A 17,146-nucleotide genomic window follows, 5' to 3' on the forward strand; every position below is an offset into this window, starting at 1 on the left:
GCCGGCACCGGGGAACTCTAGCCCGGAGCACGGGCCGGGGATGGCACCCGGGCGTGAGGTTCGCGTCAAGAACGTCTTCCGTGGCGCGAAGGGCGCGGGACCGGTTCACCGGCGTCCTGCGGCTTGTCGTAGCCCGCACGCAGGTGCTGTCCGCAAAGGACGCCGCTGCCGCCCGTCACGCACGCCGCGTCCGCACGATGCTCGGCTGATGCGGGTTGACTTGGACCAGTCGTTCCGCCTACCATGCAAACATGGAACAGCGGTCCAAGTCCGACCCGGGAAGTGCTCAGCTCGACCGGGGCCTCGACATCGTCGAGTTCCTCGTCGGTGCGGGCAGCCCGCAGGGCCTCACGGCCATCGCCGAGCGGGTGGGCGGGCCGAAGGCCACGGTGCACCGGCTGTTGGCCACGCTGCAGCACCGCGGGTACGTGACGCAGGACCAGCGCAGTTCGCTCTACTCGGCGGGCGTGCGCTGTTTCGAGCTGGGCAGCCTGTGGGCCCAGAACCTCGACCTGCGGTCCACCGCGAGCCCGTACCTCAAGGCGCTCAACGAGGCCACGGGGGAGACCATCCACCTCGGCGTGTACGAGCACGGCGACGTGGTCTACGTGGAGAAGCTCGACAGCCTGCACCCGATCGTCGCCGTGTCGCACGTCGGGCGGCGGTGCCCGGCGACGTGCGTCGCGACGGGGCGGGCGTTGCTCGCGTACCAGAGCGAAGCCGAGATCACCGCGGTGCTCAGCGGGCCGCTGCCGCAGTACACCGCCGAGTCCCCGACCGATCCCGCGGCGTTGCGCGCCCTGCTGAACCAGGTCCGCGTCGACGGTTATGCCACCAACCGGGGCAGCTACCGCGAGGGCGTCGGCGGGCTCGCCTCGCCCATCCGCGACCACACCGGCCAGGTCATCGCCTCGGTCGGGGTGTGCCTGCCCGAGCAGCGCTTCGGCGACGACCGGTTCGAGCTGCTGCGCTCGGCGACCGTCGAGGCCGCGGTCGGCGTCTCCGCCGCACTGGGCGGGCCCGCCGTGCTGGTCACCGGCCGAGGGGCCACCCAGAACTAAGACACCACGAAAGGACGTGCAATGAGGCACGTTTCCTTCAGCCTGCCCGGAAAACCCGTCACCAGACGCGCCGTGCTCGCCGGCGGCGCGGCTGCCCTGCTGACCACCGCGTGCGGGGCACCGCAAGGGCTGCACACCGTCAACGGCAAGCAGACGATCACCGTACTGGCGTTCCGGGCTCCGTCGCTCGGCGCGTTCCTGCCCGCGGTGATCAAGGCGAAGCGCTTCGACGACGCGCACGGGTTGCACATCGACTTCGCCTACGCCACCCCGGACAACTACAACACCGAGTTCGCCTCCGGCCACTACCAGGTCGGTGCGAGCGCGGCGCTGCTGTCCGAGGCGCTGCGCCGCGAACGCCAGGTCGACGTGACCTACCTGTTCAACCTGTTCGACTACTTCACCGCTGTCGTCACGTCGGACCCGAGTCTCCGCACCCTCACCGACCTGCGCGGGCACAGCCTCGCCGCGGCCACCGGCACCACGAACCACGCGATGTTCGAGTGGTTCGCCCGGCAAGGCGGCTTGGACCTGCACGACGCGGAGCTGATCAACCAGACCACCGCCGGACTGTCCACGATGGCCCTGATCGGCCGGGCGGACGCGGTCGAGATCTGGGAGCCCGCCTACTCGTCGCTGGTCGCCACCAGGCCCGACATCCGCACCCTGGACATCGGCCTCGGCCAGTGGCAGCGCCGGTTCGGCACCGGGCAGATCCCGTACCTGGGGCTGGCCGCGCACACCGACTGGGCGAAGGCGAACCCCGGCACCGTCGCCACGCTGTACCGGATCTACTCGACGGCCGCGCAGTGGACCACCGCCAACCCGGACGCGGCCGCGGCGATCATCGCCAAGGCCACGCCCCGCGGCAAGGCCGGGCCGCTGGCCAAGCTCATCAAGGACCCGAGCCGGTTGCGCCTGCACCTCGCACCCGCCGCCCAGCTGGCCACCGGCATCGAAGCGGTGCTCGAGGCGGGCCGCGAGACCGGCTACCTCACCGACGCACCGCCCGCGAACCTCGTCTACCAGGAGTTGTGATGGCCGCTCCCTCCTTGTCCCCCACCGTGTCCTCCACCTCGCTGGAAGCGGCCGCGGCCGCGAAACGGCGCGGTGTGCGCCGGCTGTTCGATCCCGGTGTGCTCGTGCTCGTCGTGGTGCTGCTCGGCGCGTGGGCGATCGTGTCCCGGTTCACCCCCGCCTACGCCGTGCCCCCGATCCCGAGCGTCCTCAAAGAACTCAGAACGATCCTCAGCACCCCGGATTCCCTGCTGGGCCTGGGCACGACGCTCGCGCGGGTCCTCATCGGACTCGCGAGCTCGTTCGTGGTCGGCGCCGCGCTCGGCGTGCTGATGGGTGTGAACGACCTGGTGTCGCGGTTCTGCCTGCCGCTGGTGCGGTTCGTGCAGGGCATCCCGTCGCTGTCCTGGGTGATCATCGCGGTCATCTGGTTCGCCGACGTGGAGGTCCGCGTCTGGTTCGTGATGGTGCTGGTGACCCTGCCCGGGTTCGCCCTGCAGGTCTACGACTCCTACCGCGCGATCCCGGCGGACCTGCGGGACATGGCCCGCTCGTTCCGGCCGACCCGGTGGGCGCTGTTCCGGGAGATCACGCTGCCCGCCATCACGCCGGGGATCCTCACCGCGTGGAAGGTCAACCTCGGCCTCGGCATCCGCATGGTCCTCATCGCCGAACTGGTCGGCGCGACCATCGGCGTCGGCGCGGAACTGCTGACGGCACAACAGCTCTTCGACATGGCCTCGGTGATCTCGTGGACCCTGCTGCTGGCGGTCTGCATGCTGGTGCTGCAGGGCGTGATCGAACTGATCGAGAACCGGGTATTGCGCTACCGGCCCGCGGTGGCCGAGCGCGGGCAGGCCAAGCCCGTCCTCGCGTCCGGAAAGGACTGAAGTGATGACCACCCAGCTCGAGAAACCCGTTGTCATCGAGTTCGACCACGTGGACAAGGTGTTCCCCGGCCACCACGCGATGCACGACCTGAGCTTCGCCATCCGCGAAGGCGAGATCGTCGCGATCGTCGGCGTGACCGGCTGCGGCAAGTCGACCACGTTCGGCCTCACCCTCGGCCTCACCGAAGCGACCGGCGGCTCCGTGCGCGTGTTCGAGCACGACCCGTTCGCCGACTTCGGCTGGTTCCGCGGCCGGATGGCCGTGGTGTTCCAGGACCCGCGGCTGCTGCCCTGGCGCACGGTGCTGCACAACGTCTGCGCGGGCATGAAGTTCGCCGGTGTGCCCAAACAGGAATGGGACTCGCGGGCCCGGGACTGGCTGCGCCGGCTCGGCCTCGAAGGCAAGGAAGACGGCTACCCGCACACGCTCTCGGGCGGGCAGCGCCAGCGCGTCGCGCTCGCCCGCGCGTTCGCCGTGGCCCCGGAGATCATCCTGTGTGACGAGTCGTTTTCCGCACTCGACGAGGTGACGGCGGTGGCTTTGCGCCAGGAGTTCGTGGACCTGGTGCGCGACAACGGCAAGACCGGCGTCGTGATCACCCACTCCATCACCGAGGCGCTGACCATCGGCGACCGCGTGCTGGTGCTGCGCCCGCCGGGGCACCTGTGCGACGACATCACGCTGCCGGCCGACCCGACGCCGGAGGAGCTGGCGGAGCTGCGCGCACGGGTGCTCGAGCAGATGACCCCGCAGGTGGGAGGAACGGCGGCGTGATCGACGGTTTCGGCACCCGGACCACCGGCGGCACGCCCGCCTTGACCTACCTCGACTCCGGCGGTGACGCCCGGGCCGGTGTGCTGTTGCTGCACAGCCTCGGCACCGACCACCGGCTGTGGACTGATTGCGCGACCGCGCTGGCCGCCGAGCACCGGGTGCTCGTCCCCGACAGCCGCGGCCACGGCGGCTCGGCGTGGGCCGCGCCGCTCTCGGTCGACACCTGGGTGTCCGATGTGGAGCGGGTGCGCGCCGACGCGGGGCTGGACGAGGTGACCCTGGCCGGGTTGTCGATGGGCGGCGTGCAGGCCCTCGGCTACGCGGCCAAGCACCCGGAACGCGTCACCGGTCTGGTGATCGCGGACAGCTTCGCCGAACTGGACGCGGAATCGGCGCGGGTCAAGACGTCCGGGCTCACGAGCCGGGTCGGCGACATGGCCGCGCTGGCGGAGTTCTACGTGGCCGGCACCTTCACCGTCGACCCGGTGCCGGACACCGCGGAGTCGGTCCGGTCCGCCATCGCGGGCATGCTGCCGGCCGCGTACGCGGCGTCCGCCGAGACCTGCTTCGGCGCCCGGCTCGACCACGCGCTCGCCGGTATCACCGCGCCGGCCCTGGTGCTGTGGGGTGAGCGGGACGCGAAGACCCCGCGCGAGCTGAGCGACCGGATCGCCGAGGGGATACCGAAGTCGCGGCTGGCCGTGATCCCGGCCGCCGGGCACCTGTCGGTGCTGGAGAACCCCGGGGAGTTCACGCGCCTGACGCGTGAGTTCCTCGCCGGAACGGGAGAAGGAGGTAACCGCGATGGGCAGCACGCATGAGATCGACCTCGTGGTGAACGGCGAGTCGCGCCGCGGCGTCGCGTCGGCGCGCACGAGCCTCGCGGACTTCCTGCGCGACGAGCTCGGCCTGACGGGCACGCACCTGGGCTGCGAGCACGGCGTGTGCGGGGCCTGCACGGTGCTGCTCGACGGCGCGCCCGTGCGTTCGTGCATCGTGCTCGCCGCGCAGGCCGACGACCACGTCGTCACCACCATCGAAGGCGCGGGTGACGGCGAAACGCTGAGCCCGGTGCAGGAGGCGTTCTGCGCCACGCACGCGCTGCAGTGCGGGTTCTGCACCCCGGGGATGGTGCTCTCGTGCCAGGCCCTGCTGGAGCGCACGCCGCACCCCACCGAGGACGAGGTGGACGAGGCGCTGGGTGGCAACATCTGCCGCTGCACCGGGTACGTGCAGATCCGCGAGGCCGTCGCGCTCGCGGCCGGCCGGGCGGCCGAAGAGGTGGTCGCGCATGACTGACCACCGGTGGGTCTCGAAACCCGGCCGCATCCGCGAGGACCGCCGGTTCGTGCGCGGCGCCGGCCGCTACGTCGCCGACATCACCCCGCCCGGCACCCTCCACATCGGACTGGTCACCAGCCCGCACCCGCACGCGCGGATCACCGCCATCGACGCGACCGAGGCGCTCGCGCTCGAGGGTGTGGTCACCGTCCTGACCGGGGCGGAGCTGGCCAAGGAGACCGACCCGCTGCGCCAGTACCTCGACCTGGAAGGCGTGGACTGGCGCCCGCTCGCCGTGGAGCAGACCCGGTACGCGGGGGAGTGGATCGCCGCGGTCGTCGCCACGTCGCGGGCCGTCGCCGAGGACGGCGCCGACCTCGTGGTGGTCGACTACGACCCGCTGCCCGCCGTCCTGGATCCGGAGCGGGCGATGGAGCCGGACGCGCCGCTGGTGCACCCGGACCAGGGCACGAACGTGATGACGCACCGCGAGTTCACGTGGGGTGCCGTCGCCGAGGCGTTCGCCGGGGCCGAGCACACCGTGCGCACCCGGGTCCGGTGGAACCGCAACTCCACGGTGCCGCTGGAGACCTTCGGCGTCGTGGCGAGCTGGGACCCCGACCGCGATCTCCTCGACTTGTGGGCGTCCATCCAGATGCCGCAGTTCCCCGACCAGCTCGCCTCGGCGCTGCGGATCCCCGGCAACCAGGTGCGGGTGCACTTCGACGTGGACGTCGGGGGCAGCTACGGCGTCAAGCGCGGCATCAAGCACGCCGTGCTCGCCGGGCACTTGTCGCGCCTGCTGCGGCGGCCGGTGAAGTTCATCGAAGACCGCGCGGAGAACATGCACGGCGGCGACTTCCACGGCCCGGACCGGATCTTCGAGGTGGAGCTCGCGTTCACCGGTGACGGCGAGTTCACCGGCATCCGGATCACCGTGATCGACGACGAAGGTGCCTACCCGGGGCGTTCGCCACTGCAGCTGGCGAAGCCGATCGGCGCGATCGTCGGTCCGTACCGCATCCCGGTCGCCGCCTACACGGCGACGGCCGTCACCACCAACAAGACCGGGCAGGTCGCGGTCCGCGGCTTCGGGCAGGCGCCGACGAACTACGCCATCGAATCCGCCGTCGACGCGGCCGCCCGCGTGCTCGGGATGGATCGCTTCGCGCTCCGGCGGCGCAACTTCATCCGGCCCGAGCAATTCCCGTACCGGATCCCCAGCGGCACCGAGTACGACTCCGGCGACTACCCCGCGGTGCTGGACAAGGCGATCGCCTTGGCCGAGCTGCCGGAGCTGGTGCACCGCCGCGACGCGATCCGCGCCGGGGGCAAGCTGGCCGGGATCGGGGTGGCGACGTGCCTGGAACCCGGCGGCGGCAACGCGATCTTCGAGAACATCATGAACTCCGGCAACGACAAGACCACGTTCCCGGAGGCCTGCCGGCTGCGGGTCGACGGCGCGGGCGCGGTCACCGCCGTGGTGTCCTTGTCCTCGGCGGGCCAGAGCCACGACACGATGGTCGCCACGCTGGTGGGGGAGGAGCTGGGCCGCGACCCGGCGACGATCGCGGTGGTCCGGGCGGACTCGCTCACCGGCCTGCCGTCGCAGAGCCCGGTCGGCAGCCGGATGACCATCGTGCTGGGCGCCGCGATCCGCGGGGCCGCCGACGAGCTGAAGGCCGCGCTGCGCCGCATCGCCGCGCACAACCTGGCCGTGGACGAGGACGAGCTGGACTACGACGATGGCGACTTCACCGTGCGGGCCGACCCGGCCCGGCGCCTCGGCTGGCAGGAGCTCGTCGCCATCGCGCACCGCAAGCAGCACCTGATGCCGCGCGGGATGCAGCCGGGCCTCGAGGTCGTGCACGTCGCGCACACCCCTCGCTCGGGCAAGCTCACCTCGCCGGACGGGCGCGTGCAGCTCTACCCGTGCTACTCGTTCGAGACCCACGTGGTGCTCGCCGTGCTCGACCCCGGCACCGGCCGGATCGACCTCGACGAGTACTACCTCGCCCACGACTGCGGCACGGTGATCAACCCCGACGTGGTGCGCGGCATGGTCTACGGCGGCACCGCGCACGGCATCGGCGTCGCGCTCTACGAGCAGTTCGCCTTCAGCGAGGAGGGCCAGCCGCTCACCCAGTCCTTCATGGACTACCTGCTGCCCAGCGCGCACGAGGTGCCGCACATCGTGGACACCGAGCACTGCACGCCCTCGCCCTACACCACGCTCGGGCAGAAGGGCGCGGGCGAGGCGGGCTACATGGGCGCACCGGCCGCCGTGGCGAGCGCGGTCAACGACGCCCTCGCCCCGACCGGCGCGCCGCCGATCACGTCATTGCCCATCAAGCCCAGCGATGTGTGGCACGCGCTGCACGATTCTTTGGAGACCCCATGACGACCATCGACGTCCACGCCCACCTGGTGCCGGCCGCGCTGCTGGCCGACCTGGCCGCCGGGCGCACCCGGTTCCCGAACGTCCGGGTCGAACCGCACGGCGAGAGCCATGTCGTGTCCTTCGTGGACGGACCACCGACCAGGCCCGTGGCACCCGGCCTCACCGACCTCGCCCGGCGCAGCGCGTGGCTGGGCGAGCAGCGCATCGAACGCCAGCTCGCCGGCGGCTGGCTCGACGTGTTCGGCTACCAGCTGCCCGCCGCCGAGGGCGCCGACTGGGCGGTGCACCTCACCGCCGCGATCGTCGAGCAGACCCGCGAGGACGACCGGCTGCTGCCGCTGGGCACGGTGGCGTTGCAGGACCCCGCGCGGGCCGCGGCGGCGCTGACCGCGCAGCGCGCGGCGGGTGTGCCCGGTGTCATGATCGCCACGCGGGCCGCCGGCCGCGAACTCGACGATCCGGCGTTCACGCCGTTCTGGGAGGCCGCGGACGCGAGCGGTGCGATCGTGTTCCTGCACCCCGGGTTCGGCGGCGCGAGCGAGCGCTACACCGATTTCGGGCTGGTCAACGGCCTCGCGCGGCTCGAGGACACCACCGTCACCCTGGCCCGCCTGCTCTACGCGGGGGTCCCGGCCCGCTACCCGGGGGCGAAGATCATCGTCGCGCACGGCGGCGCGGCCCTGCCCTACGTGCTCGGCCGCCTCACGCGCAACCACCTGCTGCACCAGGATTCCACCGCGGACCCCGTGGAATCGTTCGGCCACCTGTTCTTCGACAGCGTGCTGTTCGATCCGTCCACTGTGGAGTTCCTGGTGGCGAAGACCGGGGCGGGCCGGGTCCTGCTCGGCTCCGACTACCCGTTCCCGATCGGCGACCTCGCGCCGCGCGCGGTCGTGGAGACCGCCAACCTGAAGCCGGACGAGCGGTCGCTGATCCTGGGCGGCACCGCGGCGGCCCTGCTGGAGCTCTCGTGAAGCCAGTCGACTTCACCCTGCACCGTCCCGAGACCGTCGCCGAGGCCGTGGAGCTGCTGGCCGCGAATGCGGACGAGGCGAAGGTCCTCGCCGGCGGGCAGAGCCTGGTACCGCTGCTCAATTTCCGGCTGGCCCGGCCCGAGCACGTGATCGACCTCGGCCGGCTCGCGAGCCTCACCGAGATCCGCCGGACGCCCGGGGAACTGGTGGTCGGCGCGATGGTGCGCCAGGCCCAGGCGGAGCATTCGGCGGCCGTCGCCGCGCACACCCCGTTGCTGGCGGCCGCGCTGCCCGCGATCGCGCACCCGCCGATCCGCAACCGCGGCACCGTCGGGGGCAGCCTCGCCCACGCCGACGCGGCGGCCGAACTGCCCTCGGTGGCCCTGGCCCTGGACGCGACGCTGGTGGCCCACGGTCCGTCGGGGATCCGCGAGATCGCCGCCGCCGACTTCTTCCGCACCCACCTGACCACGGCGCTGGCCGCGGACGAGCTGCTGACCGGGATCCGGTTCCCCAGCGCGGCACCCGGCACTGGCGCGGCCCTGCTGGAGATCGGCCGCAGGCGGGGCGACTTCGCGCTCGTCGGCGTCGCCGTCCAGGTTCGCCTCGCCGAGGGCCGGATCGCCGATGCCCGGGTGTGCTTCAGCGGGGTCGACGAGATCCCGCACCGCTGCCGCGCCGCCGAAGCGGAGCTGAACGGCGCCGCGTCCACGGCCGCGGTGGCCGACCGCGCGGCGGACGCCGCCCGAGACGACGTCCGCCCCAGCGGCGACTTGCACGCCACGGCCGCCTACCGGCGGGACGTGGCCGGAACGTTGCTCGCCCGTGCGGTCGCCGAGGCCGTCCGGCGAGCGGAAGGAGACACCGATGCTGCACGAATTGCGTGAGTACGTGGCCGCTCCCGGACGCGCCGCCGCACTGCACGCCCGGTTCGCCGAGCACACCTTGACGTTGTTCGCCAAGCACGGCATCGAGGTCGCCGGCTTCTGGACCGACGCCACGGACGACGGCCGGATCGTCTACCTGCTGCGGTTCGCCGACGCGGACGCGAAATCCGCGGCGTGGGCGGCGTTCCAGGCCGATCCGGACTGGCACCGGGTGAAAGCCGAATCGGAGGCCGGCGGCCCGATCGTCGCCGAGATGCACAGCACCACGCTCGCCGCGGTGCCCTACTGGCCCGCGCCCGCGGGAACGGGGGAGCAGTCGTGAAGCTGGAGAACACCTTCGAGGTTCCCCTGCCGGTCGATGACACGTGGCGGCTGCTGCAGGACCTGCGCAGGGTCGCGCCGTGCCTGCCGGGCGCGCACCTCGACGACGTCGTGGAGGGCGAATACCGGGGCGGGCTGTCCACGAAGATCGGGCCCATCACGGCGAAGTACCGGGGCAACGCCCGGTTCCTGGAGCGCGACGAGCTCGACCACCGCGCGGTCATCCGGGCGCAGGGCCGCGAAGAGCGCGGCAGCGGGACCGCGGCCGCGACCATCACCGCGACGTTGCGGCCGGCGGGTTCGGGCACGCGCGTCGACCTGGTGACGGACATGGCGATCAGCGGCCGCGCGGCGCAATTCGGCCGCAGCCTGATCTCGGAGGTGAGCGCGACGCTCATCGCGGAGTTCGCCGGCCGGTTGAAGGCGCTGATCACCGGCGACGGGGCGCCGCAGCCCGCCCAGCTCGATGTCGCGCGCACGGTCGTGGTTCCGTTGGCGCGCAAGGCACTCGTACCGGCGATCGCCGGCGTGGTGGCGGGTGTGCTGGGGTGGTTGCTCGGCCGTCGCGGTGCGCGATCGGGGTGAGCGCAGCTCGCCTCAGCGCCACCGGTAGCGGGTCTGGGACGACTCGCCACCGGTGGCGAAGGCGAACCCCTTGTCCGGCTGGACCCGGTAGAGCTGAACGTTTCCCTTCCGCACGGCGTCGCCCAGCTGGTACCACGTGCCGTCCTCGCGGGTGAAGTGCCAGCCGTAGGCCTGTTCGAACGCGGTCGCCACGGCTTCCCTGGTGGCGTCATCGGTGACCACACTCGCCGTGCCTTCGACGATGTAGTCCACACCGGCCAAGGTGCCCGTGCCGGTGCTCAGCGCGCAATGCGGGTTCGCGCTGAGGTTCTTGGCCTTCTGCTCGCTCTCGCCGGTGGGGAACCACATCGCGCCGAACGCCCAGATCGCCAGCACGGGTGTCACGTGGGGCCGGCCGTCGCGGCGCACCGTGCACAGCTGGAACTTCTGGACTCGCCGCAGCGCTCCCTCTGTCGCCTCCCACGGCGTCGGGCCGGCGTCCGGCGAGGAGAACGACGCACCGAGGCTGGTCTGCGGCGCGGCCGAGTCGGCCGGATGAGTGGACATGATCTTCTCCTCGTGATCGTCGCGAATTCCGCCCCCGGCGGATCCGGGGAGGAAGCTCAGCGGGTCCCGGCGAGGTGGCCGGCCAGGATCGAGGTGACCGACAACGCGGTGTCGAAGTTCGGGGTGAGCCGGGTTTTCGTCAGCGCGAAGGCGACCCCTCGCGCGGGATCCGCGTACGCGTAACTTCCGCCCCCGCCCGGCCAGCCGAACGCCCCGGAGCTCTCCTCGGGCGGGGCGCCGATCCTGCCGAGCGGAAAGCCCAGCGCCATCCGCGCCGGCGTGCCGAAAACCTGGTCCGTCCCCTCGAACGCGAGCGCGGACAGTTCGGCCAGCTGAGCGGACTCCACGAGCTCGCCCCGGAGAACGGCGTCGAACATCGCGGCGAGGCCGTGTGCGGTGGCGCTGCCCACCGACGGGACGTCGGCGCGCAGGATCTCCTCGCTGTTGCCGAACTCGGCACTCGGCCGGCCCTCCCACGGCGCGAGGATCGCGTCACCGTCGTCCGGGCCGGCCGGCCAGTGCTGCGCCTGCTGGTCCAGGCGCGCCAATGCCGGCAGCGCCTCCTTCGGCACGGCGAAGTAGAGCTGCCCCTCGATGCCGAGTGGCTCGGTGAGCCACTCCCGCAGCAGATCGCCCGTGCGCCGGCCGGTCGCACGGCGGGCCAGCTCGCCGACGAGAAAGCCGAAGGTGTAGGAGTGGTAGCCCAGCGCGGCGCCCGGCGGCCAGCGCGGCTCGGCGGCGGCCAGCGACGAGCACACCCGGTCCCAGTCGGGGAGCTCGCGCGGGGTGATCTCGCGTGGCAGGGCGGGCAGACCGGTCGTGTGGGTCAGCACGTGCCGCAGTGTCGTCGGGGCTTTGCCGTGCACACCGAACTCGGGCCAGAGATCCGTGACCGGACTGTCGTAACCGAGGAAACCGCGCGCGACGAGCAGGTGCGCGAGAGTTGCCGCCACGTTCTTGCCCGTGGAGAAGCTGAAGATCGGCGTGCCGGACGTGATCGGCTGCCCGTGGACCGTGCCGGCCACCGCGTCGACGATCAGCGCGCCGTCCCGGTAGACCGCGACCTGCAGCCCGGTCTCCGCGCCGGTCTCGACGAGCGTGTCGAGGTGACGCTGGATCTGGTCCGGTAGCTCGGTCATCGCTGTCGCCCCTCCCCTCCCCAGCCGCGCATCCAGCATGCCAAATCCGCCGCCGCGGCGCTGGCAGGCAGACCCGACGCCCCGTTCGCGTGATGACCCGGCTCCGGTGCCGCGAATTGGGCAGCACCGACGTGAGAAACGAACGGAATCGGGTTCGCAGTGTGCCCGACGGCATCGAATTCCAGGGCTGCGTGCAACGGTTCACCACCGTGTCGCGAGCGGGGGAAGGCCTGGCGAACGTCCGCCTCCGTCATGCCGGACCTGGCGTGCTGCGCGGCGCACTCGAACCGGCGGCGGAATTCGACGGTGCCCGGGGTGAGGACGTTGGTCCTCGGCACGGGTGACTCCGGACCGGCGTGGCGGGCTCCGCCGGTTGCTTATTTTCAGGGCACTCCACGGGAAAGGGAGGGCCCGATGCGTGCACGAGACGTGCTGTCCGCGCCGGTGGTGACTGTGCACCCAGGGGCACCGGTCAAGGAGGCCGCGGAAGTGCTGCCCGGGCACGGGTTCACGGCGTTGCCGGTGGCCGACGACGATCGGAACCGAGAGGACCCGTGGCCATGACGACGCGCACCAGCACCACGGTCGCGGTCGGAGCCGACGGATCGGACGGCGCCCGCGAAGCGGTGCGCTGGGCCGCGCGGCTCGTGTCCGGCAGGGCGCTCGAGCTCGAAGTCGTGCACTGCCTGCAGGTGCCCGCCCTCTCCTACGGCAGCGCGCTTTCGGGCAGCGACGTGGTCGTCGAGCAGCTGGACGGCCCCGTCGTGGCCGGGGTCGACTGCACTTCGAACAGCGAAGCCGCCGTCGCCGTCGCGTTCGAGGAGGCCTCCTTCCGCCGCGTCCCGCTCGTCGCGGTGCACGCCTGGAACGACGTCACGTACGACTCGACCGGCGGCAGCGCCCGGCTGGTGCCGCACCGGGAACCGATCGAGCCGGCGCAGGAGCGGCTCTTGGCGCAGCGGCTGGCGGGCTGGCAGGAGAAGTTCCCCGAGGTCGAGGTCCACCGGGCCCTGGTCCGGGACCGGCCGCAGCACGCGCTGCTCACCGAGTCCGAGCGGGCCCAGCTGGTGGTCGTCGGCAGCCGCGGGCGCGGCGGGTTCGCCGGGATGCTGCTCGGGTCGACGAGCCAGGCGCTGATCCAGCACGCGTCGTGCCCCGTACTGGTGGTCCGGCCGGAGGCGAAGCGGTAACGGCGGCCGCGGGCCGGGCCGCGCCGCCGCAATCGTGGCGGGCACCGGCCCGGACGGAGCGATCAGCTGTCCCGGCTGTATGTGCCCAGCGACCGCGCGCGGGCTTCCCGGTCGATGGTGCGCACCAGCGTGGTTTGCGCCATCCGGGCGAACGGGTAGGCGAAGCGCCAGTACCGGCGGAACTTCAGCCAGCTCTTCGGGTCGGTGAGCTGCACGCGGGTGTCGATCGTCAGCAGGCTGCGGTGGGTCCCGTAGGGGCGGACGCCGAAGGTGATCACCAGCTTGCCGTAACCGGGTTCGGCGAACTGCTCGAACTCGTCCGGTTCGATGCGCCGCAAGGTGATGACGGGCCGCCAGAACTTCCCGGCGACGCCGACCGCGAACTCGGTGCCGGGGTGCTCGCCGAGCAGCGCCCAGTCCGATCCGCTGTCGAGGTCGTCCACCGTCAGGCGAGTCGGCTGCCGCGGCGGGCCGTGCCGGGTGCCGCGCCAGCGTTCAGGCAGTTCGCGCAGCCGTTCCGCCGTGGTCAGCAGTCCACTGTGGATGTCGGTGAGGTCGAGGTCCCGGGCCGCGGCGTAGGTGTCCTTGACCGGTGCGTCGACGATCGTGTGGCGCACGAGCGAGAAGTGCGGGTGCGGGGCGAACCGGTCGCCGAGCAGGTCTTGCGCCGGTGTGTGCTGTTGCGTCATCGGTCCTCCTCGAGGTGCGCGTGGAGCACCCAGGATCGATGGCGGTTCACCGGTGGCACTAGGAGCAGACGGTGCGTCCCGGGGTTGATTTCGTCACCGCCGCGTAGGGACTTCTTGCCCTGTCACGGGGTTGCCTCACCGATCGGCGGCCGGGGTGCGCAGATCTTCGAGGAGTTCGATCTGTCCTGACAGGACGCCGGTCAGGATCCGGCGGGCCACGGCCAGCAGTTCGGCCACGTAGGGGCTCGTCAGCGAGTAGAATACGGTGGAGCCCTCTTTGCGCGTGGTCACGAGGCCGGCCCGGCGCAGGACCGCCAGTTGCTGGGAGAGGTTCGCGGGCTCGATCCCGACCTCGGGCAGCATCTCGGCGACGGCGTGCTCGCGTTGGCTGAGCAGTTCCAGCACGCGGATCCGCGCCGGGTGTCCCAGCGTCTTGAAGAACTCCGCTTTCAACTGGTACAGGGGCCTACTCACCCGGTTCGCTCCTCACGCGCTCGCCGCTGCCCCGCGACGCCGCCGTCGTGGTCATGCTGTCGATCGTCCTCCCGTCCACGCCATCTTCGCACCCGGCGCAGCAGTTGCACTCTTTAGAATTTTCCAATACTAGCAAAAGTGGCGACTTCGGCCGGGCGTTTGGCGACGTTCGCTCGGCGGTGTCGCCCGCCGTACGCGGGGGTTACCCCAGCCGAGGGGTTGCGCGGCCGGCGCGGCGGCTTCGGCGTCATGGTGCCGGGGTTCGGAGCTTGACCAGGCGTGACCATTCTCGAGGACGAGCGGGGGAGGTAGTGGTGTTCGCCGAGGCGAAGTCGGTTACGGCGGGGGACCGGGTGACGTACCGGCCGGGTGGGCGGCGCGGGGACGCGGTGGGGCGCTTGTGCCGGCGTGGCGTGGTCGCCGGATCCTCCGTTTTCGACGCGTACACCGAGACGGAATGGGTGCCGGTGCAGGCGGAAGCGGCGGCGCGGGACCGCGAGCCCGAGTGGGTGCGCGCTGACAACATCGTCGACGTCGTGCCGGCGACGTGACTTCGACCCGGTGCCACGCGGGCGGTGGCGGCCGACCTGCCTGACGTGCCGCATTTAACGTGTGTAGAAGTTGCAAAACTCTTCAACTGTGCAGAACATGATGCCGTGAACTTCTCGGGAAGGCGTGCTCGTCCTGGTGGTGCGAAGAGGGCGATCGCCGTCGTCTCGGACGGATCCGCGCTCACCGTGGTCGACGGCGACGACACGGTCGCGCTCGTGCTCACGGGCTACGCCAACCTGCTGCGCTACCTCACCGGGCTCCAGGTCGACGTCTGCCCGGTCGAAGGCGACGACGGCGGCGAGCTGGCGACCCGGGTGCACGCCGTCGCGCGCGACTACCGGAGTGTCTTCCTGACGCACGCCGAACCGGCGCGGTCGCAGGACATCCAGCGCCGGTCACGGCAGTGGGGCGGTGGGTGCGTCGTGACCGACCACGACGCCATGGCGATCGCCCTGGTCGCGGCCGCGCGCACAGCCCTCGCCGGCCGGGGCGCGGCCGCGGGGGAGAGCAAGGTGCTCGCGGTCGGCTCCCGGCACTTGCCGGGCCTCGCCGGGCTGCTCGTCGCCTCGGGGGTGGGCGATCTCGTGCTGTGGAACGCGACCGGCTCGCTGCCCCGCTCGGCCGCGCGCTCGGACGTGATCATCGACGTGTCCGGGGGTGTCGCCCCGCAACCGGCCGACGGTCCCGTGCTCATCACCCGCGGCGACGCCCACGCCGCCCCGTACGCCGCCGCCGGGCTGCTGTCGGCCACGACGCGCAGCACTCGGCTGACCTGCGGTTCGGAGGTCTACGGCACGGTGGCGCGCGTGCTCGCGGCCGAGGGCGCCCCCGATTGGCATCTGGATCACGCCGCGGCCCGCGCCCTGGTCGATCGCATCACCGCGGCGCTCCTCGGCGGTGCCGGTCCCGGTGCCGACCGGAGGCCTTGGTGGGCATCACAGTGCTGAAGAGTTGCATAAATACGAAATTCACAACATCATGGGTCCGAAAAAGCTGGGCAGGACGGGGACGACGGTGGAGAGTCAGTTCGTCGGCGAGCTGCGGCGCGGGATCATCGCGGCGCAGGACGCGTCGACCGCCGCAGCGGATCCGTACGAGGCGCAGCTCCACCGCAGCCGCCTCGCGGAACTGCTGCGCCTCGCCGATGAGCACGACGTCGACACCACCGCGCTGGTCCGGCCGGACGTCTCGGCAGCGCTGGCCGCGGACCGGGCAGCGCTGAGCGAATGACGAACGGGACGGCGCCTCGGCTGGCGATCGTCGGTGATGGCAGCGCTTCGGGCCGGCTCCGCGATGCCGGTGGCGTGCTGGCCGAGCTCGAAGCCGACGCGAGACTGCTGCGTGCGCACACGCCGCTGAACCCCCAGGCCGTGGCCGTGACCGCGCGCGACGAGGAGGACCTCGCGGCGGCCGTCCGCGCACTGCCCGCCGGGGTCAGCACGATCTTCCTGGCCCGGACGGAATCGGGACGCGCCCGCGCCGTGCAACGTGAGTTGGCGCGTGACGGCCGCAGCCCGATCATCACCGAGCAGGACACCCGCGCCATCGCGCTCGTCGCGATGACCCTGGTCTCGTTGCACCGCCGGGCCGTCGCGCCGTTCAACGCGAGGGTCGTGGTCACCGACAGCGCGGCGGTGCCGGTGCTGTTGCCCCTGCTCATGGCGTGCGGCGTCGGCGACATCTCGTCGTGGCGCACCGAGGACGCGCGGGTGTTTCCGCTGTCCGTCATCGCCCAGGACGTCAACGCGGTGATCGACCTCGTCGGAGCCGCCGCGGATCTCGAGGCCGTGGCCGGCGTCGACGTGATCAGTGAAGTCCTGGCCGCGGGCGATCCGGTCGCACACCTGCTGGCACTGCCCGGATTGACGTGTGCGCTGGGGACCGCGCGGGCCGGCGGCACCGCGCTCCAGCAGTTCGGCGTCCATCGCGCCACCGCCCACGCACTCGCGAGCCTGACGCCCGTCGATCGGAAGTTGCCGGATCTCGCCGATCCCGACCTCACCGCCCGGGTCGCGCACGCGGTCTCCGAAGCGCTGACCCCTCCGCCGTTCGCCCACTGATCGGACCTTCCTCATGCACAAACCGTCCGGGTCCGCGGGGTCGAACGAGGGGCACTTTCCCATCGGGAGCTCGGTGGAGGTCGTCAGCGGCCAGTACGCCGGTGATCGCGGCACCGTGCTGGACAAGAAACCCGACCTGCGGCCCGGCTCGGTCTGGGTCGCACTCGACGCCGCCGGCACCCACCTCATCCCCGGCGTACGCCTCACCCGCGGCCGCCCTCCGGCACCCAGCGCCGGCAACGCCTAGCCCGGGCCTCGCAACTCCGGCCGGTCAAGGCCGTGCCGAGCTCCGGGGAGCCGGACG

Annotated in this window: 21 protein-coding genes and 1 pseudogene; 18 read left to right on the forward strand and 4 right to left on the reverse strand. The window is 71.9% G+C overall.

What is annotated here, in order from left to right; translation table 11 throughout:
- The first annotated feature begins 251 nt into the window (after positions 1 to 251).
- Genes ACIA77_RS30675 through ACIA77_RS30725 form a run of 11 tightly spaced genes read left to right on the forward strand, consistent with a single transcriptional unit; the run spans position 252 to position 10,192 of the window.
- Positions 252 to 1,061, forward strand: a complete 810-nt coding sequence (locus ACIA77_RS30675) for an IclR family transcriptional regulator (RefSeq protein WP_395889484.1) — start codon at positions 252 to 254, stop codon at positions 1,059 to 1,061.
- A gap of 21 nt (positions 1,062 to 1,082) precedes the next feature.
- Positions 1,083 to 2,099, forward strand: coding sequence for an ABC transporter substrate-binding protein (locus ACIA77_RS30680; RefSeq protein ID WP_395889485.1), 1,017 nt, complete (start codon positions 1,083 to 1,085; stop codon positions 2,097 to 2,099).
- A complete protein-coding gene (locus ACIA77_RS30685) occupies positions 2,099 to 2,968 on the forward strand; it encodes an ABC transporter permease (protein WP_395889486.1) in 870 nt (289 codons plus the stop codon). The genes ACIA77_RS30680 and ACIA77_RS30685 overlap by 1 nt, the downstream gene beginning before the upstream one ends.
- A 4-nt stretch (positions 2,969 to 2,972) precedes the next feature.
- On the forward strand, positions 2,973 to 3,743 hold the full coding sequence (locus ACIA77_RS30690) for an ABC transporter ATP-binding protein (protein WP_395889487.1): 771 nt from the start codon (positions 2,973 to 2,975) through the stop codon (positions 3,741 to 3,743).
- The gene (locus tag ACIA77_RS30695; RefSeq protein WP_395889488.1) at positions 3,740 to 4,564 is read left to right on the forward strand and encodes an alpha/beta fold hydrolase; all 825 of its coding nucleotides are present in this window, start codon (positions 3,740 to 3,742) and stop codon (positions 4,562 to 4,564) included. Before ACIA77_RS30690 ends, ACIA77_RS30695 begins: the two co-directional genes overlap by 4 nt.
- Positions 4,548 to 5,042, forward strand: coding sequence for a (2Fe-2S)-binding protein (locus tag ACIA77_RS30700; RefSeq protein ID WP_395889489.1), 495 nt, complete (start codon positions 4,548 to 4,550; stop codon positions 5,040 to 5,042). Before ACIA77_RS30695 ends, ACIA77_RS30700 begins: the two co-directional genes overlap by 17 nt.
- The gene (locus tag ACIA77_RS30705) at positions 5,035 to 7,425 is read left to right on the forward strand and encodes a xanthine dehydrogenase family protein molybdopterin-binding subunit (RefSeq protein WP_395889490.1); all 2,391 of its coding nucleotides are present in this window, start codon (positions 5,035 to 5,037) and stop codon (positions 7,423 to 7,425) included. The genes ACIA77_RS30700 and ACIA77_RS30705 overlap by 8 nt, the downstream gene beginning before the upstream one ends.
- The gene (locus ACIA77_RS30710; protein WP_395889491.1) at positions 7,422 to 8,399 is read left to right on the forward strand and encodes an amidohydrolase family protein; all 978 of its coding nucleotides are present in this window, start codon (positions 7,422 to 7,424) and stop codon (positions 8,397 to 8,399) included. Before ACIA77_RS30705 ends, ACIA77_RS30710 begins: the two co-directional genes overlap by 4 nt.
- Positions 8,396 to 9,286 (forward strand): FAD binding domain-containing protein, encoded by an 891-nt coding sequence (locus ACIA77_RS30715; protein WP_395889492.1) that lies wholly within the window; start codon positions 8,396 to 8,398, stop codon positions 9,284 to 9,286. The genes ACIA77_RS30710 and ACIA77_RS30715 overlap by 4 nt, the downstream gene beginning before the upstream one ends.
- A complete protein-coding gene (locus ACIA77_RS30720) occupies positions 9,267 to 9,608 on the forward strand; it encodes an NIPSNAP family protein (protein ID WP_395889493.1) in 342 nt (113 codons plus the stop codon). Before ACIA77_RS30715 ends, ACIA77_RS30720 begins: the two co-directional genes overlap by 20 nt.
- Positions 9,605 to 10,192 (forward strand): SRPBCC family protein, encoded by a 588-nt coding sequence (locus ACIA77_RS30725; protein WP_395889494.1) that lies wholly within the window; start codon positions 9,605 to 9,607, stop codon positions 10,190 to 10,192. The genes ACIA77_RS30720 and ACIA77_RS30725 overlap by 4 nt, the downstream gene beginning before the upstream one ends.
- Before the next feature lie 12 nt (positions 10,193 to 10,204).
- On the opposite strand, the gene ACIA77_RS30730 is transcribed toward ACIA77_RS30725, so the two are convergent.
- Both ACIA77_RS30730 and ACIA77_RS30735 read right to left on the reverse strand, forming a co-directional pair.
- Positions 10,205 to 10,738, reverse strand: coding sequence for a pyridoxamine 5'-phosphate oxidase family protein (locus ACIA77_RS30730; RefSeq protein WP_395889495.1), 534 nt, complete (start codon positions 10,736 to 10,738; stop codon positions 10,205 to 10,207).
- Between the two features lie 56 nt (positions 10,739 to 10,794).
- A complete protein-coding gene (locus ACIA77_RS30735) occupies positions 10,795 to 11,877 on the reverse strand; it encodes a serine hydrolase domain-containing protein (RefSeq protein ID WP_395889496.1) in 1,083 nt (360 codons plus the stop codon).
- Positions 11,878 to 12,291: 414 nt separating this feature from the next.
- On the opposite strand from ACIA77_RS30735, the pseudogene ACIA77_RS30740 reads away from it, so the two are divergent.
- Together ACIA77_RS30740 and ACIA77_RS30745 are read left to right on the forward strand one after the other, a co-directional pair.
- Positions 12,292 to 12,414 (forward strand): annotated as a pseudogene (locus ACIA77_RS30740) (CBS domain-containing protein); the annotation flags it as partial.
- Positions 12,415 to 12,437: 23 nt separating this feature from the next.
- Entirely contained in the window at positions 12,438 to 13,067 is a 630-nt protein-coding gene (locus ACIA77_RS30745) for a universal stress protein (protein WP_395889497.1), read from the forward strand.
- Between the two features lie 62 nt (positions 13,068 to 13,129).
- Here the strand turns inward: ACIA77_RS30745 and ACIA77_RS30750 are convergent, their stop codons facing one another.
- On the reverse strand, positions 13,130 to 13,756 hold the full coding sequence (locus ACIA77_RS30750; protein ID WP_395889498.1) for a hypothetical protein: 627 nt from the start codon (positions 13,754 to 13,756) through the stop codon (positions 13,130 to 13,132).
- A 135-nt stretch (positions 13,757 to 13,891) separates the two neighbouring features.
- Positions 13,892 to 14,230 carry an ArsR/SmtB family transcription factor gene (locus ACIA77_RS30755; protein ID WP_395889499.1) on the reverse strand — a complete coding sequence of 113 codons (339 nt, stop codon included), beginning with the start codon at positions 14,228 to 14,230 and terminating at the stop codon, positions 13,892 to 13,894.
- Between the two features lie 314 nt (positions 14,231 to 14,544).
- On the opposite strand from ACIA77_RS30755, the gene ACIA77_RS30760 reads away from it, so the two are divergent.
- The 5 genes from ACIA77_RS30760 (at position 14,545) to ACIA77_RS30780 (ending at position 17,089) form a co-directional block, all read left to right on the forward strand.
- The gene (locus ACIA77_RS30760) at positions 14,545 to 14,781 is read left to right on the forward strand and encodes a hypothetical protein (RefSeq protein ID WP_395889500.1); all 237 of its coding nucleotides are present in this window, start codon (positions 14,545 to 14,547) and stop codon (positions 14,779 to 14,781) included.
- A 105-nt stretch (positions 14,782 to 14,886) separates the two neighbouring features.
- Positions 14,887 to 15,729, forward strand: a complete 843-nt coding sequence (locus ACIA77_RS30765) for a hypothetical protein (protein WP_395889501.1) — start codon at positions 14,887 to 14,889, stop codon at positions 15,727 to 15,729.
- A 67-nt stretch (positions 15,730 to 15,796) separates the two neighbouring features.
- Positions 15,797 to 16,012: a hypothetical protein gene (locus ACIA77_RS30770; protein WP_395889502.1), complete on the forward strand. Its 216-nt coding sequence runs from the start codon at positions 15,797 to 15,799 to the stop codon at positions 16,010 to 16,012.
- Complete coding sequence (locus ACIA77_RS30775; RefSeq protein ID WP_395889503.1) at positions 16,009 to 16,842, forward strand: hypothetical protein; 834 nt, start codon at positions 16,009 to 16,011, stop codon at positions 16,840 to 16,842. Before ACIA77_RS30770 ends, ACIA77_RS30775 begins: the two co-directional genes overlap by 4 nt.
- A gap of 73 nt (positions 16,843 to 16,915) precedes the next feature.
- Positions 16,916 to 17,089, forward strand: a complete 174-nt coding sequence (locus tag ACIA77_RS30780; RefSeq protein WP_395889504.1) for a hypothetical protein — start codon at positions 16,916 to 16,918, stop codon at positions 17,087 to 17,089.
- Positions 17,090 to 17,146: the final 57 nt, after the last annotated feature.

The organism is Amycolatopsis sp. NPDC051903 (assembly GCF_044452505.1).
GTDB lineage: Bacteria > Actinomycetota > Actinomycetes > Mycobacteriales > Pseudonocardiaceae > Amycolatopsis.

Bases quoted from the DNA above. Each gene is read 5' to 3' on its own strand.
- ACIA77_RS30675 (WP_395889484.1), top strand. From the start codon at position 252: ATGGAACAGCGGTCCAAGTCCGACCCGGGAAGTGCTCAGCTCGACCGG.
- ACIA77_RS30680 (WP_395889485.1), top strand. From the start codon at position 1,083: ATGAGGCACGTTTCCTTCAGCCTGCCCGGAAAACCCGTCACCAGACGC.
- ACIA77_RS30685 (WP_395889486.1), top strand. From the start codon at position 2,099: ATGGCCGCTCCCTCCTTGTCCCCCACCGTGTCCTCCACCTCGCTGGAA.
- ACIA77_RS30690 (WP_395889487.1), top strand. From the start codon at position 2,973: ATGACCACCCAGCTCGAGAAACCCGTTGTCATCGAGTTCGACCACGTG.
- ACIA77_RS30700 (WP_395889489.1), top strand. From the start codon at position 4,548: ATGGGCAGCACGCATGAGATCGACCTCGTGGTGAACGGCGAGTCGCGC.
- ACIA77_RS30705 (WP_395889490.1), top strand. From the start codon at position 5,035: ATGACTGACCACCGGTGGGTCTCGAAACCCGGCCGCATCCGCGAGGAC.
- ACIA77_RS30710 (WP_395889491.1), top strand. From the start codon at position 7,422: ATGACGACCATCGACGTCCACGCCCACCTGGTGCCGGCCGCGCTGCTG.
- ACIA77_RS30720 (WP_395889493.1), top strand. From the start codon at position 9,267: ATGCTGCACGAATTGCGTGAGTACGTGGCCGCTCCCGGACGCGCCGCC.
- ACIA77_RS30730 (WP_395889495.1), bottom strand. From the start codon at position 10,738: ATGTCCACTCATCCGGCCGACTCGGCCGCGCCGCAGACCAGCCTCGGT.
- ACIA77_RS30735 (WP_395889496.1), bottom strand. From the start codon at position 11,877: ATGACCGAGCTACCGGACCAGATCCAGCGTCACCTCGACACGCTCGTC.
- ACIA77_RS30745 (WP_395889497.1), top strand. From the start codon at position 12,438: ATGACGACGCGCACCAGCACCACGGTCGCGGTCGGAGCCGACGGATCG.
- ACIA77_RS30750 (WP_395889498.1), bottom strand. From the start codon at position 13,756: ATGACGCAACAGCACACACCGGCGCAAGACCTGCTCGGCGACCGGTTC.
- ACIA77_RS30775 (WP_395889503.1), top strand. From the start codon at position 16,009: ATGACGAACGGGACGGCGCCTCGGCTGGCGATCGTCGGTGATGGCAGC.